At 73.4% G+C, this 15,082-nt stretch carries 12 protein-coding genes and 1 pseudogene; 6 read left to right on the forward strand and 7 right to left on the reverse strand.

Annotation, left to right across the window (positions count from 1 at the left end; translation table 11 throughout):
- Window positions 1-1,419, forward strand: coding sequence for an amino acid permease (locus IG94_RS0127175; protein ID WP_031042644.1), 1,419 nt, complete (start codon window positions 1-3; stop codon window positions 1,417-1,419).
- Here the strand turns inward: IG94_RS0127175 and IG94_RS0127180 are convergent.
- Entirely contained in the window at window positions 1,409-1,849 is a 441-nt protein-coding gene (locus IG94_RS0127180; protein WP_031042647.1) for an ATP-binding protein, read from the reverse strand. The two genes, IG94_RS0127175 and IG94_RS0127180, sit on opposite strands and share 11 nt — an antisense overlap.
- 260 nt (window positions 1,850-2,109) lie before the next feature.
- Between IG94_RS0127180 and IG94_RS0127185 the strand changes: the two genes are divergently transcribed.
- Window positions 2,110-2,937, forward strand: a complete 828-nt coding sequence (locus tag IG94_RS0127185) for an enoyl-CoA hydratase family protein (RefSeq protein WP_031042650.1) — start codon at window positions 2,110-2,112, stop codon at window positions 2,935-2,937.
- A gap of 6 nt (window positions 2,938-2,943) precedes the next feature.
- Window positions 2,944-5,286: a bifunctional salicylyl-CoA 5-hydroxylase/oxidoreductase gene (locus tag IG94_RS0127190; RefSeq protein WP_211269693.1), complete on the forward strand. Its 2,343-nt coding sequence runs from the start codon at window positions 2,944-2,946 to the stop codon at window positions 5,284-5,286.
- 21 nt (window positions 5,287-5,307) lie between these two features.
- On the opposite strand, the gene IG94_RS0127195 is transcribed toward IG94_RS0127190, so the two are convergent.
- The 3 genes and pseudogenes from IG94_RS0127195 to IG94_RS0127205 all read right to left on the reverse strand — a co-directional run.
- Window positions 5,308-6,210 carry a sulfotransferase family protein gene (locus IG94_RS0127195; RefSeq protein WP_031042658.1) on the reverse strand — a complete coding sequence of 301 codons (903 nt, stop codon included), beginning with the start codon at window positions 6,208-6,210 and terminating at the stop codon, window positions 5,308-5,310.
- An 83-nt stretch (window positions 6,211-6,293) separates the two neighbouring features.
- Window positions 6,294-7,139, reverse strand: a complete 846-nt coding sequence (locus IG94_RS0127200) for a PaaX family transcriptional regulator (RefSeq protein WP_031042663.1) — start codon at window positions 7,137-7,139, stop codon at window positions 6,294-6,296.
- Window positions 7,140-7,298: 159 nt separating this feature from the next.
- Window positions 7,299-9,080, reverse strand: a pseudogene (locus IG94_RS0127205) (AMP-binding protein); the annotation flags it as partial.
- Between the two features lie 98 nt (window positions 9,081-9,178).
- Here IG94_RS0127205 and IG94_RS0127210 point away from each other — a divergent pair.
- From IG94_RS0127210 to IG94_RS0127220, 3 genes are all read left to right on the forward strand, one after another.
- The gene (locus tag IG94_RS0127210; RefSeq protein ID WP_031042665.1) at window positions 9,179-10,417 is read left to right on the forward strand and encodes an acyl-CoA dehydrogenase family protein; all 1,239 of its coding nucleotides are present in this window, start codon (window positions 9,179-9,181) and stop codon (window positions 10,415-10,417) included.
- Window positions 10,414-10,812: a RidA family protein gene (locus IG94_RS0127215; RefSeq protein ID WP_031042668.1), complete on the forward strand. Its 399-nt coding sequence runs from the start codon at window positions 10,414-10,416 to the stop codon at window positions 10,810-10,812. Before IG94_RS0127210 ends, IG94_RS0127215 begins: the two co-directional genes overlap by 4 nt.
- 166 nt (window positions 10,813-10,978) lie before the next feature.
- Window positions 10,979-11,413 (forward strand): DUF6299 family protein, encoded by a 435-nt coding sequence (locus IG94_RS0127220; RefSeq protein WP_031042676.1) that lies wholly within the window; start codon window positions 10,979-10,981, stop codon window positions 11,411-11,413.
- Window positions 11,414-11,454: 41 nt separating this feature from the next.
- On the opposite strand, the gene IG94_RS38875 is transcribed toward IG94_RS0127220, so the two are convergent.
- From IG94_RS38875 to IG94_RS0127235, 3 genes are all read right to left on the reverse strand, one after another.
- Window positions 11,455-12,453 (reverse strand): type 2 periplasmic-binding domain-containing protein, encoded by a 999-nt coding sequence (locus IG94_RS38875; protein ID WP_043484646.1) that lies wholly within the window; start codon window positions 12,451-12,453, stop codon window positions 11,455-11,457.
- Window positions 12,454-12,654: 201 nt separating this feature from the next.
- Window positions 12,655-14,181, reverse strand: a complete 1,527-nt coding sequence (locus tag IG94_RS0127230; protein WP_031042681.1) for a sodium:solute symporter family protein — start codon at window positions 14,179-14,181, stop codon at window positions 12,655-12,657.
- A 359-nt stretch (window positions 14,182-14,540) separates the two neighbouring features.
- On the reverse strand, window positions 14,541-14,978 hold the full coding sequence (locus IG94_RS0127235; protein ID WP_031042683.1) for a DUF5980 family protein: 438 nt from the start codon (window positions 14,976-14,978) through the stop codon (window positions 14,541-14,543).
- Window positions 14,979-15,082 lie beyond the last annotated feature (104 nt).

A 15,082-nucleotide genomic window follows, 5' to 3' on the forward strand; every position in this document is an offset into this window, starting at 1 on the left:
ATGCCCGCCAGCCGCCTCAAGTCCCCCCACCTCCTGGTCGCCGAATCCGGCGCCGACCGCGAAGGCCACGGTCTCAAGCGCACGATGGGGCTGTTCCAGCTCGTCTGCTTCGGCGTCGGCGCGATCGTCGGCACCGGCATCTTCGTCGGCCTGTCCGACTCGGTCGCCGAGGCCGGCCCGGCCGTCGTCGTCTCCTTCGTCCTGGCCGCGATCACCTGCGTCTTCACCGCGTTCGCCTTCGCCGAGCTGGGCGGCGCCATCCCGGTCTCCGGCTCCTCGTACTCCTTCGCCTACGCCGGACTCGGCGAGCGCACCGCCTTCGTCGTCGGCTGGTGCCTGCTCCTGGAGTACGGCGTGTCGGTCTCGGCCGTCGCCGTCGGCTGGAGCCAGTACGTCAACGAGCTGCTCGACAGCCTCCTCGGTCTCCGGCTGCCCCAGGCGCTCTCCGCGGGCCCCGGCGAGGGCGGCGCCGTCAACCTGCCCGCGGTGGTCGTCATCGCCCTGGCCTGCGTCCTGCTGGTGCGCGGCGTGCGGGAGAGCGCCCGCGCCACGGCCGCGATGGCCGTCCTCAAGCTCGCCGTCCTGCTCGCCTTCTGCGCCATCGGCTTCTCCGCCTTCCGGGACGGCAACCTGACGCCCTTCTCCCCGGCCGGCCTCGGCGGCGTCGGCGCCGGCACCACGGCCGCCTTCTTCTCGTACATCGGCTTCGACGCGATCACCACGGCCGGCGAGGAGGCGAAGAACCCGCGCCGGGACGTCCCCGTCGCGATCCTGGTCTGCATCGGCCTGGTCACCCTGCTCTACTGCGCGGTGGCCCTGGCCGCGATCGGCGCCGTCGGCGGCGACCGGGTCGGTGACCGGCCCGCCGCGCTCTCCTACGTCGTCGACGAGGTCACCGGCTCCGCGATCGGCGGCGGCGTGATCGCCTTCGGCGCGGTCGTCGCCATCGCCTCGGTGGTGCTCGCCGTGATGTACGGCCAGACCCGCATCCTGATGTCGATGTCCCGGGACGGCCTGATCCCCCGGGTCTTCGAGAAGGTCTCGCCGCGCACCGCCACCCCCGTCGCCGGCACCCTGATCGTCGGCGTGGTCTTCGCCCTCCCGGCGGCCTTCGCCCCGCTCGACGCGGTGGTCAACCTGTGCACCATCGGCACCCTCGCCACCATGGCCGCCGTCAACGTCTCGCTGATCATGCTGCGCCGCCGCGAACCGGGCCTCGCCCGCACCTTCCGCGTGCCGCTCTACCCGGTGACGCCGCTGCTCGGGATCGGCTTCTGCCTGTACCTGATGTACGAGACGGGCGGGGCCACCTGGCTCCAGTTCGCGGTGTTCCTCGCGGTGGGACTGCTCGTGTACGCCGCCTACGGGCGCCGCCACTCCCGCCTCGCACAGGCCGCCGGCGCGTCCGTCACTCCGTAGGGCGGCGCGGCGCGGGCACCGCGGGCAGCCGGAACCAGACAGCCTTGCCGGACCCCGTGGGGCGGTGGCCGCAGGACGAGCTGAGGGCGCGGATCAGGAGCAGGCCGCGCCCGTGCTCCTGCCACGGGTCGGGCGGTTCCACCACCGGCCGGGTGAGCGCGGCGGGCGGCGCCGGGTCCGGGTCGTGCACCTCGACCTGGCAGCCGGTCGGCATCAGCTCCACCACCAGCTCGATCGGCGTACCGCCGGAGGTGTGCTCGATCGCGTTGGCGACCAGCTCCGCCGTCAGCAGCTCCGCGGTGTCGCCGTCCGCGGTGTGCTCCAGGTCGGCCAGTGCCGTGCGGACCAGGGCACGGGCCACCGGCACGGCCGCGGCGGAGTGCGGCAGCGCGATGCGCCAGGAGGCGGGGGCTTTGAAGTGATCGTGCACGGCTGGTCCGTTTCGTGGAGCAGGGCGTCCTGTCCTGCTTTCAACCGTATGAATGGTACGGCGCCGCCCGGCAGAGCCGTTCGACGGGCACCCCTCGGGACCTTCGGCCCTCGATACCGGCACCGACATCGACACCGTATCGCGCACCCGTGACGACGGTCACGGAGCGGTGATAACTTCATAGCGTCGCGAGACACCGCGCATAGTGCTCAGTGCTCAGTGCTCAGTGAGGCCGCGCCCGCCCCAGGAGGCTGCCCGTCATGAGTCCCTTCACCGGCTCCGCCGCTCCCACCCCCGAGTGGCGGCACCTGCGCGTCGAGGTCGCCGACGGTGTCGCCACCGTCACCCTCGCCCGCCCCGACAGACTCAACGCCCTCACCTTCGAGGCCTACGCCGATCTGCGGGACCTGCTCGCCGAGCTGTCCCGGGAGCGCGCGGTGCGGGCCCTGGTGCTGGCCGGCGAGGGGCGCGGCTTCTGCTCCGGCGGCGACGTCGACGAGATCATCGGCGCGACCCTGGCCATGGACACCGCCCGGCTGCTCGACTTCAACCGGATGACGGGCCAGGTGGTGCGGGCGGTACGGGAGTGCCCGTTCCCGGTGGTCGCCGCCCTGCACGGGGTCGCCGCCGGCGCGGGCGCGGTCCTCGCCCTGGCCGCCGACTTCCGGGTCGCCGACCCGTCCGCCCGCTTCGCCTTCCTCTTCACCCGTGTCGGCCTCTCCGGCGGCGACATGGGCGCCGCGTACCTGCTGCCCCGCGTGGTCGGCCTCGGCCACGCCACCCGGCTGCTGATGCTCGGCGACGCGGTGCGGGCGCCCGAGGCCGAGCGGATCGGCCTGATCAGCGAACTCACCGCCGAGGGCCGCGCCGACGAGGCCGCCCTCGCCCTCGCCCGCCGCCTCGCCGACGGCCCGGCCCTCGCCCACGCCCAGACCAAGGCCCTGCTCACGGCCGAGCTGGACATGCCGCTGGCGGCCGCGGTGGAACTGGACGCCTCGACCCAGGCCCTGCTGATGAACGGCGAGGACTACGCCGAGTTCCACGCGGCCTTCACGGAGAAGCGCCCGCCGAAATGGCGGGGGAGGTAGGGCGATATGGTGCCGGCGCGACCGGCCGCGACGACGCCGCAGCCGCACGACGACCGCCCCCGCCCTCGCCGTATCGCCGTCGTCGGCGGCGGCCCCGGCGGCCTCTACACCGCCGCCCTCCTCAAACGCCTTGCCCCCGACCGCGAGGTCACCGTCTGGGAACGAGGCGCCCCCGACGACACCTTCGGCTTCGGCGTGGTCCTCTCCGACGAGACCCTCGGCGGCATCGAACACGCCGACCCGGTCGTCTACGAGGCACTGAAGCGCGACTTCGTCCACTGGGACGACATCGACATCGTCCACCGGAACACCCGCCAGACCTCCGGAGGACACCGCTTCGCCGCCCTGGGCCGCCGCCGCCTCCTGGAGATCCTGCACGACCGCTGCCACGGCCTCGGCGTCGACCTGCGCCCGCGCACCGGGGCGCCGCCCCCGGACCGGCTCACCGAGACCCACGACCTCGTGGTCGCCGCCGACGGAGTCCGCAGCGCCACCCGCGAGGCCCACCGCGACGTCTTCCGGCCCCACGTCACCGCCCACCGCTGCCGCTACATCTGGCTGGCCGCCGACTTCGCCTTCGACGCCTTCCGGTTCGAGATCGCCGAGACCGAGCACGGCGTGATGCAGCTGCACGGCTACCCCTACGCGGCCGACGCCTCCACCGTCATCGTCGAGATGCGCGAAGAGGTCTGGCGGGCGGCCGGTTTCGACGCGCTCGACGAGGCCGAGTCCACCGCCCGCTGCGCCAAGATCTTCGCCGACGCCCTGGGCGGCCGGCCGCTCAGGGCCAACAAGTCGGCGTGGACCACCTTCCGCACGGTCGTCAACGAACGCTGGTCGCACGGCAACCTCGTCCTGCTCGGCGACGCCGCCCACACCGCCCACTTCTCCATCGGCTCCGGCACCAAGCTCGCCGTCGAGGACGCCCTCGCGCTCGCCGCCTGCCTCCAGGAGCAGCCCACCCTCGCGGCGGCGCTGGCCGCCTACGAGGAGGAGCGGCGCCCCGTCGTCGCGTCCACGCAGCGCGCGGCCAAGGCCAGCCTGGAGTGGTTCGAGGACCTGGACCGCTACCTCGACCAGCCGCCCCGCCAGTTCGCCTTCAACCTCCTCACCCGCAGCCGCCGCGTCACCCACGACAACCTGCGGTTGCGCGACGCGGAGTTCACCGGGTCCGTGGAGCGCGAGTTCGGCTGCCCGCCCGGCACCCCGCCGATGTTCACGCCGCTGCGGCTGCGCGGCCTCACTCTGCGCAACCGGGTCGTGGTCTCCCCGATGGACATGTACTCGGCCACCGACGGCGTCCCCGGCGACTTCCACCTCGTCCACCTCGGCGCCCGCGCGCTGGGCGGCGCCGGGCTGGTGATGACGGAGATGGTGTGCGTCAGCCCCGAGGGCCGCATCACCCCCGGCTGTGCGGGCCTCTACACCGGCCGGCAGGGCGAGGCGTGGCGGCGGATCACGGACTTCGTGCACGCCGAGGCACCCGGCACCGCGATCGGCGTGCAGCTGGGGCACAGCGGACGCAAGGGCTCCACCCGGCTGATGTGGGAGGGCACGGACGAACCGCTGCCCGACGGCAACTGGCCGCTGGTGGCGCCCTCCCCACTGCCGTACAAGCCGGGCAGCCAGACGCCGCGCGAGCTGTCGCGGGCGCGGCTGACGGACGTCCGGGAGCAGTTCGCCGCCGCCGGGGCCCGTGCCGCCCGGACCGGTTTCGACCTGCTCGAACTGCACTGCGCCCACGGCTACCTGCTCTCCGGCTTCCTCTCCCCGCTCACCAACCACCGCACCGACGCCTACGGCGGTTCACCCGAGAAGCGGCTGCGGTACCCGCTGGAGGTCTTCGACGCCGTACGCGAGGTCTGGCCGGCCGAGCGGCCCATGACCGTGCGCGTCTCCGCCACCGACTGGGCCGAGGGCGGCACCGGAGCCGAGGAGGCCGTGGCGATCGCCCGCGCCTTCGCGGCCCACGGCGCCGACGCCGTCGACGTGTCCACGGGCCAGGTCGTCGCCGACGAACGGCCGGAGTTCGGGCGGTCGTACCAGACGCCGTACGCCGACCGGATCCGGCACGAGGCGGGCGTCCCGGTGATCGCCGTCGGGGCGATCTCGTCGTGGGACGACGTCAACTCGCTGATCCTGGCCGGGCGCACCGACCTCTGCGCCCTCGCCCGCCCCCACCTCTACGACCCGCACTGGACCCTGCACGCGGCGGCCGAGCAGGGGTACGACGGTCCGGGCGCCGTCTGGCCGGCGCCCTACCGGGCGGGCAGCCGACCGCCGCGCACCGGGCGGACCGACGCCCCAAGGCCCCGGCTCACGCTGCACGAGCGGGACCAGGACGCGTAGCCGGTCAGGACGCGGACCAGGTCAGGACGCGTAGCCCCAGGCCCGGCAGACCGCACGCAGCCGCTCCGGGACGGCGTCCGCGTCGGGCAGCGAGCGGCCCGGCTGGACGGTGCCGGTGCGGATGTTGTCGCGCCAGTCGCCGAGGCCCCGGACCAGCTCGCTGCTGGTCTTCTTGCCGTAGTGGAGCATGGCGGGCGCGTAGTCGACGCCGAGGAACGCGCACAGGCGGCGCATCTCGTGCTCGGGGTCGCCGGTGATGTCCTCGTAGCGCACGGTGAAGCCGTCGGGGTCCGCGGTGCGGGCCTCCTCGACGGCCGTCATGTAGCGCAGCACGTCGGTGACGGCCGTGTCGTAGGGCCGCTTCTCCGGATCGCTCTCGTGCCAGGAGCGGGCGATCGAGTCGGGGTGGCGCAGGAGGAAGACGAAGCGCGCGTCGGGCCAGCAGTCCTTGAGGCGCCGGTACATGTAGGCGTTGGCCGGGGTCTTCTCGACGACGAAGTCCTTGCCGGACCTGAGCAGTTCACGGTGCAGGACGCGGTCCCACAAAAGGTGCTCCAGGTCGCCGCGCCGCAGGCCGAGTTCGCCCATCGCGCGCTCGGAGTGCCAGTTGTCGCAGGAGACCTCCAGCCGGCCGATGTGCAGCTCGTGCGGAGCGTGCAGCCGGGGGTGGGCACCCATCATCATGCGCAGCAGGGTGGAGCCGGAACGGATGGACGAGATGATGAAGACGGGCTCGCGCAGCAGCCGTTCGGTCGGGAGTTCCGCCGAGGCCGGACATCGGTACGGGGCCGCGGGCCGCTTGGTGACCGCGGGGGCCGCCGGCTTCCCTTCCTTCGCTTTCGCCTTCGCGGCATGCGGCGCTCTGCGCACCTGCAGGCCGGTGGTGACGGCGAGGGCCCGGTTCAAGTTACGTGCGAGGCTCATGCGTCCGCACGGTAGGTGAGAAACCTGAGAAGAGGGTCTGAGGATTCTGAGGGTTCCCTGGTCGCGCAGAAATGTGACGTGAATCACTGGCCGGAATGTGCGGCTTCTCCGGGAGTCGCGAAGAGCGCGCCCGCGTCGCGCAGCCGCTCGTGCAGGGCACGGAAGACGGCCGCGGAACGCGCGCCCGGCCAGTCGCCGGGCAGCAGCCGGGCGGGCAGCCCGGGGTCCGCGTAGGGCAGGTGCCGCCAGGAGTCCAGGGCGAGGAGGTAGTCGCGGTAGGCCTCCTCGGGCGGGGTGTCGGCGCGGCGCTCCCAGTCGCGCAGCACCCGCGCGTGCCGGTCGAGGAACGCCTCGTGCTCCTTGGCGACCGCGGCCAGGTCCCACCAGCGCGCCGCCGCCTCGGCGGTCGGCGTGAAGCCCAGATGCTCGCCGCGGAAGAAGTCCACGTAGGCGTCCAGGCCCAGCCGCCCCAGCGTGTGCCGGGTCTCCTCGTACAGGCGGGCCGGGGCGATCCACACGCCGGGGGCCGCGGTGCCGAAGCCGAGTCCGGCCAGCCGGGAGCGCAGCACGTGGCGCTTCTGCCGCTCCGACTCCGGCACGGAGAACACGGCGAGGACCCAGCCCTCGTCGTCGTGCGGCGCCGTGGCGTAGACGCGCCGGTCGCCGTCGTCGAGCAACTGCCGGGCCTCGGCGGAGAGCTCGTAACCCGCCGCGCCCCGCGGGGTACGGGCGGGCAGCAGCAGCCCGCGCCGTTTCAGCCGGGAGACGGACGAGCGCACCGAGGGCGCGTCCACGCCGACGGCGGCCAGCAGTCGGATCAGCTCGGCGACGGGCATCGGGCCGGGCACGAAGCGGCCGTAGGCGCCGTAGAGCGTGACGATCAGGGACCTGGGGGCGTGCTGTGCGTGCTGGTCGGACACGTTGATCATCTTATGTCGTCGGCATCAGCCCTGGTCGCCCCGGGGATCCGGACGAGCCCCGGGGCCCGGCCCGGCCCGGCGCCGCGCCGCGGATCCGGCCGGCGGCTCGGACGGTGTCCCGGGCGGCGGTCCGGAGGGCGCCTCGGGCGGCGGTCCGGAGGGTCTCCCGGTTGGTGGTCCGGGCGGCGGTGCGGGCGATGTCCCGGGCGGCGGTGCGGGTGGAGTTCCGGGTGGAGTCCCGGGTGGGGCGAGGAGGCGGTAGCGCTGGAGCTTGCCGGTCGCCGTGCGCGGCAGCGCGTCCACGAAGACGATCTCGCGCGGGCACTTGTACGGCGCCAACTCCGTGCGCAGGAACGCACGCAGCGCGTCGGCGTCCCGCTCCGCTCCCTCCCCGAGCACCGCGTGCGCCACCACCACCTGCCCCCGGTGCCCGTCGGGCCGGCCCACCACCGCCGCCTCCACGACGTCCGGATGCCGCAGCAGCGCCTCCTCGACCTCGGGTCCGGCGATGTTGTACCCGGCAGAGATGATCATGTCGTCCGCGCGTGCCACGTACCGGAAGTAGCCGTCGGGTTCGCGCACGTAGGTGTCCCCGGTGATGTTCCAGCCGTCGCGCACGTACTCCCGCTGCCGCGGGTCGGCGAGGTACCGGCACCCCACCGGGCCGCGTACGGCGAGGAGGCCCGGCTCCCCGTCGGGGACGGGCGCTCCGGACGCGTCCTGCACCCGCGCCTGCCACCCCGGCACCGGGACGCCCGTCGTGCCGGGCCGGATGGCGTCGTCCGCCGCGGAGACGAAGATGTGCAGCAACTCGGTGGCGCCGATGCCGTTGATGATGCGCAGCCCGGTCCGCTCGTGCCAGGCCCGCCAGGTCGCGGCCGGCAGGTTCTCGCCGGCCGAGACGCACCGCCGCAGGCTCGTCACGTCGTGGCCGTCCAGCTCGCCCAGCATCGTGCGGTAGGCCGTCGGCGCCGTGAACAGCACCGACACCCGGTGCTCGGACACGGCCGGCAACAGCTGTCTGGGCCCCGCCTGTTCGAGCAGCAGCGCGCTCGCCCCGGCCCGCAGCGGGAAGACGACCAGCCCGCCGAGCCCGAAGGTGAAGCCGAGCGGCGGACTGCCCGCGAACAGGTCGTCGGGGCGCGGCATGAGCACGTGCCGGGAGAACGTGTCGGCGATCGCCAGCACGTCGCGGTGGAAGTGCATGCAGCCCTTGGGGCGCCCGGTGGTCCCGGAGGTGAACGCGATCAGCGCGACGTCGTCGGCCGCGGTGTCCACGGCGGGGAAGGGCGGGCCGGGTGCGGTGCCGGTCTCCGTCCCGGACGCCGCGGCCGGTCCCGGTCCGGCGCGGTTCAGCAGGTCGTCGGGCGCGTCACTGCCGTACGTCGTGATCCGCAGCCCGGGAATCTCCGCCCTGGCCAGGTCGTCGACGGCCCGCACGTCGCACAGTGCGTGCCGCACCCGGGCGATCTCGCAGATCGCGCCCAGCTCGTGCGGGCGCTGCTGGGCCAGCACGGTGACCGCCACCGCGCCCGCCTTCAGCACCGCGAGCCAGCAGGCGGCCAGCCACGGTGTGGTCGGGCCGCGCAGCAGCACCCGGTTGCCGGGGACGACGCCGAGGTCGCCGGTGAGCAGGTGGGCGATCCGGTCGACGCGGGCCCGCAGCTCGCCGTAGGTCCACGCCGGTCCGGACGCGGTGCGGAAAGCGGGCCGGTCGTCGGGCGGGCCGGTGAGCAACTCGGCGGCGCAGTTCAGCCGTTCCGGGTACCGCAGCTCCGGGAGGTCGAGGAGCAGCTCCGGCCACTGGTCCGGGGGCGGCAGGTGATCGCGCGCGAAGGTGTCGACGTGGGCCGAGCGGTGCGGTGGCGCGTGGCGCGGATCTGCCATGGCGGTTCGCCCCCTTTGTCGTGGTGGGCTCGCGCAACGAGCGTATCGTGTCGGTGACGACAGTCAACGGGGCGCGATAACCTCGGACGCGGCCCGACGGGGGCGGGAACAGGGGCCGCGTCAGGACCCACAGCAGGGACAGCAGGGGAGAGGGACCGGCGATGACCGCATTCTCGCTCGAACCGGGACACGTCGCCTGGTGCGAAGAACTGCGCACCCTGGCCGCCGGGAGGCTGCGGCCGCTGGCGGAGCGGGGCGAGGCCGGCCGCGTCAACCGTCCCCTCCTCGCCGAACTCGGCGCGCTCGGCCTGCCGGCCCGCCTGTTCACCTCCGGTGCGCTCGACCTGTGCCTGATGCGGGAGTCCCTCGCCCACTCCTGCACGGAGGCCGAGACCGCCCTCGCCCTCCAGGGCCTCGGCGCCCATCCGGTGCACGCCCACGGCACCGAGTCCCAGCGCGCCCGCTGGCTCCCGCGGGTGGCCGACGGCAGCGCGGTGGCCGCCTTCGCCCTCACCGAGCCCGACGCGGGCTCGGACGCGGCGGCCCTGAGCCTGCGGGCGGCGCGGGACGCGGGGGCGCGTGCCGCAGCGGACGCCGGAGCGGACGCCGGGGCGGAGGAGCCGGAGGCCGGCGCCGCCCCGGCCCCCCTGAGCGCCGCCCCCGACGGCACCTCCGCCTGGCGGCTCACCGGCGAGAAGTGCTGGATCTCCAACGCCCCCGAGGCCGACTTCTACACCGTCTTCGCCCGCACCACGCCCGGCGCCGGGGCGCGCGGTGTGACCGCCTTCCTCGTGCCCGCCGACCGTCCCGGCCTCACCGGCACCCCGCTCGACATGCTCTCGCCGCACCCCATCGGCGCCCTCGCCTTCGACGCCGTACCCGTCACCGCGGCCGACGTGCTCGGCGTGCCGGACCGCGGCTTCCGGGTCGCGATGGACACCCTCAACCTCTTCCGCCCCAGCGTCGGCGCCTTCGCCGTCGGCATGGCACAGGCCGCGCTGGACGCCGCCCTCGCGCACACCGGGGCCCGCGACGCCTTCGGCGGCAAGCTGCGCGACCTGCAGGCCGTCTCCCACCAGGTCGCCGAGATGGCGCTGCGCACCGAGGCGGCCCGCCTGATGGTGTACGCGGCGGCGACGGCGTACGACACGGGCGCGCCGGACGTCCCGAAGCGGGCCGCGATGGCGAAACTCCTCGCCACCGAGACCGCCCAGTACGTCGTCGACCGCGCCGTCCAACTGCACGGCGCCCGCGCCCTGCGCCGCGGCCATCTCCTCGAACACCTCTACCGCGAGGTGCGCGCCCCGCGCGTGTACGAGGGCGCCAGCGAGGTGCAGCGCGGCATCATCGCCAAGGAGTTGTACCGCACCCAGCAGCCGACCGAGGAGGCCGGAGCATGACCGCCGAACGGGTCAACCCGCCCGAGCTGTCCCCGCCCATCGGCTTCTCCCACGCCGTCGTCGCGACCGGCACCCGCCTGGTGTTCCTGGCCGGCCAGACCGCGCTCGACGCCGGGGGCGAGGTCACCGGCGACACCCTGCCCGCTCAGTTCGAACGGGCGCTCACCAACCTCCTGGCCGCCCTGCGCGCCGCCGGGGGCGCCCCCGCCGACCTCGCCCGCGTCACCGTCTACGCGACGGATGTCGCCGCCTACCGCACCCACGCCGCCGAACTCGGCCGCATTTGGCGGGAGCTGGCCGGGCGCGACTACCCGGCGATGGCGGTCGTGGAGGTCGTACGCCTGTGGGACGAACGGGCGCTGGTGGAACTCGACGGGTTCGCCGTACTGCCGTAGACGCGCTGCCGTAAACGCACCGGCGTAGCCGAACTGGCGCGACGTACGGGCCCGAGGGCCGACCCGACGTACTGACTCGCCACCGAAGGGGTGACGGTCACCCGCGAAGACCACTCCGCCCGGTACCAGTGGAACCCCCCATTCCGACCGACCGGGAGGTCCCCCCATGCCCGTACGATCAGCGGCGCTCGCCACGGCCGCCGGCGCCGCCCTGCTTCTGCTCGCCGCCCCAGCTGCCACCGCCGACGCCGGTCTGCTCACGGAGTCGGTGGCCGTCGACCCGGTCGGCCGTGTCGCCGCGGACGGCAGTGTCACCCTGTCCGGCACCTACCGCTGCACCGGCGCCTCCGGCCCCGTCTACGTCAGCTCCACGGCGAGCCAGGGCGACTCCTCCGTCCGGGCCGGCATCGGCGGCACCCGCGCGACCTGCGACGGCCTGGAGCACCCCTGGGTCAACACGGGTACGCCCGACGCGGTCGTCCTCAAGCCCGGCGCGGCCCACGTCGAGGCCACCCTGATGGAACTGCGCCCCATGGGCATCGTGCCGCTGCCCAGCTTCCACGCGCGGCACGGCCAGGACGTGACGCTGGCCGCCGGCTGACCCGCGGCGACGGGACGGACCGTCCCGTCGCGGGCTGTCCCTCAGCCCCGATTCACCGGCCTTGTGGGGGGACGTGGTGAAGCGGGTTGGTTCTTCCGCTGCTGCGGGAGGGGCAGCGGCTCCCGAACCGCTCCCGCGTCCGCCTTCTCACTGCCCTGTGCGGTGACGACGGGTTGCCGGTGGCGCGGCGTCGCCCGTCGCGGCGGGCGGGTGAGGGTGATCTGCCGGACGGTCTGCTGGAAGCAGATCAGCGAGGCGAGTCCGGGCAGGGCCGCCGCCGCACCGTCGTCGAGCGTCCGGGGCGCCTGCGCGACGCACAGGAACATGGCGATGGCCGAGAAGAGCAGGACCACGGCCCAGGAGTGCACCGCGCGGCGCTGGTGCAACGCAGCCCGCAGCACCGCCAGCGATGCCACCAGCCACGGTCCGTAGACCAGGAGCGGCCACCAGGACACCACGCCGTTGCTGGTGCGGGTCACGGCGGCCAGGCGCAGCGGCTCGTAGGCGACCATGCCCCCGAACAGGCTCACCGAGGCCGCGATGACCGCGGCGAGGGCGGCGACGAACAGGCTCGCGGCACGCAGCCTGCTCATCCTCCGCCGCACCCTGCGGTGACTGGCGGGCGCGTCCCGCAACGGCGGCAGTTCCGCGGTGATCTCCTGCAGATTGCTCAGCGGCGTGCCCGGTACGGGCGCGATCGACGACCCGTCCGCGGTGTACGGGGCGGCGGAGTTCTGCTGCTCCGCCGGATACGGGGCGAACTGCTGCTGCTCCGCCGGGTGGGAGGCGAGGAGTTGCTGCTCCGCCGGGTAGGAGGCGAAAGGTCGCTGCTCCGCCGGGTACGCGGGGGTCGGCGCGTGCTGCTGTTCCACCGCGTCCTGGAGCAGGAAGGCCAGCTCCTCGGCCGGGTCCCAGCCGGGCTCGGGCGGGACCAGGGTCTCCTGGTAGGCCTGCTCGGGTGCCCGGTGGCGGCCGGTGCCGGTGGTACGGAACGGGCCTTCGGCGTACGGCATGTAAGGGTGAGTGTGCTCTTCGTACATGACGCGCGGGTCACTCCGTCCGGGTGCGGGCCGGTGACGGACTGTGATTTCTTTCGGGTCGGTCGGTGTACGCGACAAGTGCCGGAAATTCCCCGTGTTCCGCGGTCATATCCGAAGTAACGTCTGCCTACTCCTTCGGATGCGCGGCAGTCGAGTGAACGAATTCTGCGATTCTTTTCCCATCCCGAATTCACACCGGTATCAGGTCCGTTCCACCGCCGACTCCGGCGCGGGGGCCGCCGCCGCGCCGGAGTCGGGCTGCGGCTTGCCGGACACGGCCGCGACGACGGCGTCCGCCTCCTCGTCCGGCTCCGGGAACAGCAGGCCCAGGGCGGTGTAGACCACCAGCGAGGTGACCAGCGGGGTGGCGACGACCGCGGTCTGGGACGCCCCGTCCAGGCCGTACTTGACGAGGAAGTAGCCGCCGAGACCGAGCGCCCAGGAGGCCAGGGCCGCCCGTGGGCCGCACCGGCGGAAGGCGGGCAGCAGACCCAGGAGCATCGGTATGGAGATCGGCCCCATGACGGCCGCGACCATGCCCACGATGATGCCGAGCACGCCGCCGAAGTGGTCGGCCTCGATGGCCACGACCATCGACAGGGCGATGAAGACGACCGTGACCACGCGCGCGGCCAGCAGGCCCGTCCGCGTGCTCAGGCCGCGGAAGCGCGGGGAGAGCGCCGGGAGGATGTCGCGGGTGACGACGGCGGAGATGGCGTTCGCGTCGGAGGAGGCCATGGCCATGGTGTGGGAGAACATGCCGGACAGGGTCAGCCCCACCAGGCCCATGGGCAGGTAGGACTGCGCCATCAGCGCGTACGTCTGCTCGGGGTCGGCGACGTCCGGCATCAGCACGGGCGCGGCGACCGCCGGGAACAGCAGTACGGCGGGCCACACGAGGTAGAGCACGGCCGACAGCCCCGCCGAACGGCGGGCGGCCCGCGGGGAGTCGGTGGCCATGTAGCGCTGGGCCAGGTTCCACATGCCGCCGTTGTACTCGAAGAGCTTCACCACGACGTACGCGGTGAGGAAGCCCGCCGTGTAGGGGCCGACGAGGGGATCCGTGTGCCCGTCCGGCAGGTCGTGCCACAGGGTGCCCAGGCCGGAGAGGCCGCCCAGCCGGTCCAGGACCACCCACATCATCGCGAGCGCGGCCACGCCCTGGATCACGAACTGGCCCAGCTCGGTGAGGGCGTCCGCCCAGAGCCCGCCCACCGTGCAGTACAGGAGCGTGACGACCCCGGTCAGCAGGATGCCGGCCGTCATCGACATGCCGGTGAAGACCCTGAGGAGCACGGCCACCGAGGCCCACTTGGCGGCGACGTCGAAGACCTTGAGCAGGGCACCGCTCCAGGCCAGCGCCTGCTGGGCCGGCACGTTGTAGCGGCGGGCGAGGTACTCCAGCGGGGAGGAGACCCGGAAGTGCCGGCGCAGCCGGTTCCACCGGGGTGCGAAGAGCCAGGCGCCGACCGCGGTGCCCACGGCGAGCGGCAGGAACGCCCATACGTAGATCGTGATGCCGTAGCTGTAGGCGACCGCGGCGTAGGCGACGAACACGGCGGCGCTGTAGCCGGACATGTGGTGCGAGATGCCGGTCAGCCACCAGGGCATCCGCCCGCCGCCGGTGAAGTAGTCGGACACGTCGCTGACGCGCCGGTGGGACCACAGGCCGATCAGGACCATCACCACGAAGTAGCCGCCGACGGCGACCCAGTCGAGCCAGTGCATGGGCAGACCTTCTTCGTTGCTCGGGCAGGGAGCGCGCCGAAATATTTCGGAGCGCGGTCGCATCTCTTCCTCTTGAAGTCCACGTATGTGAACCTGTTGCATGAGTGCGAACTGCTCGGTGAATGTAAGTCTGCCCTTTCAGCCCGTCAAGGCATGGGGAAGGGCCGGCCTTTGACGGAAGAGTGGAGAGTGGGAGGCCGTCTGACCGCGTGGGCGTTGTTCGTCGAGGTCAGTCGCGCCGAGCCCGGGACGTTCGAAACTTTCGCGCCTGGGACCGGCGTGGGAGTCGACACCGTGGCCCGGTGCGGGCGGGGCGGTGCCCTGCCCGCACCGGGCCACGGCGCGTCATCCGGACGGGTTCAGCACTCCTCACTGACCTTGATCGTCACCACATCGGTCTGTGTGACCGTGCCGTCGTCGGCCCAGAACTCGGCGGTGTACGTGCCGGCCGGGGCGGGTGCGATCGACAGTGGCAGCCAGATATTGATGGTCAGACCCCCGTCCTCGGGGTCACGTACGTTCGTGCCCGGGGCGAGGGTCGAGACCTCGTCGCTGGTCGAGCCGGCCGGCAGCTTCCGCAGCCCGGCCGTGATCGTGGACGACCAGGTGCCCTCGACGGCTCCGACGGCGTAGGTGCGGGGCCATCCCCGATCCGGCTTCACGCAGTACTGGTTGTTGCCGTGCAGCGTCCATGTGTCCGCCTCGACGGCGGAAGCCGGCGCCGCGCCGACGAGCGGCAACGCGATCACGGACGCCAGGCCTACGAGTAATCCGGCTCTGCGGCACGTCTTCTTCATCAGGACCTCCTGGAGGGGGGGGCACAAGGCGGCATGGGGGGGAGGGAGGCGGGGCGAAGTCGTCCGCCGGGCCGTCGTGGCGGGCCGGCGGCCATCACGAGTGT

Origin of the sequence: Streptomyces olivaceus (genome assembly GCF_000721235.1) — a bacterium.
GTDB lineage: Bacteria > Actinomycetota > Actinomycetes > Streptomycetales > Streptomycetaceae > Streptomyces > Streptomyces olivaceus.

Excerpts from the sequence above, each read along its gene's own strand:
- IG94_RS0127210 (WP_031042665.1), top strand. The coding sequence starts at position 9,179 with ATGACCGCATTCTCGCTCGAACCGGGACACGTCGCCTGGTGCGAAGAA.
- IG94_RS38875 (WP_043484646.1), bottom strand. The coding sequence starts at position 12,453 with ATGTACGAAGAGCACACTCACCCTTACATGCCGTACGCCGAAGGCCCG.
- IG94_RS0127200 (WP_031042663.1), bottom strand. The coding sequence starts at position 7,139 with ATGATCAACGTGTCCGACCAGCACGCACAGCACGCCCCCAGGTCCCTG.
- IG94_RS0127235 (WP_031042683.1), bottom strand. The coding sequence starts at position 14,978 with ATGAAGAAGACGTGCCGCAGAGCCGGATTACTCGTAGGCCTGGCGTCC.
- IG94_RS0127195 (WP_031042658.1), bottom strand. The coding sequence starts at position 6,210 with ATGAGCCTCGCACGTAACTTGAACCGGGCCCTCGCCGTCACCACCGGC.
- IG94_RS0127215 (WP_031042668.1), top strand. The coding sequence starts at position 10,414 with ATGACCGCCGAACGGGTCAACCCGCCCGAGCTGTCCCCGCCCATCGGC.
- IG94_RS0127220 (WP_031042676.1), top strand. The coding sequence starts at position 10,979 with ATGCCCGTACGATCAGCGGCGCTCGCCACGGCCGCCGGCGCCGCCCTG.
- IG94_RS0127175 (WP_031042644.1), top strand. The coding sequence starts at position 1 with ATGCCCGCCAGCCGCCTCAAGTCCCCCCACCTCCTGGTCGCCGAATCC.
- IG94_RS0127230 (WP_031042681.1), bottom strand. The coding sequence starts at position 14,181 with ATGCACTGGCTCGACTGGGTCGCCGTCGGCGGCTACTTCGTGGTGATG.
- IG94_RS0127190 (WP_211269693.1), top strand. The coding sequence starts at position 2,944 with ATGGTGCCGGCGCGACCGGCCGCGACGACGCCGCAGCCGCACGACGAC.
- IG94_RS0127185 (WP_031042650.1), top strand. The coding sequence starts at position 2,110 with ATGAGTCCCTTCACCGGCTCCGCCGCTCCCACCCCCGAGTGGCGGCAC.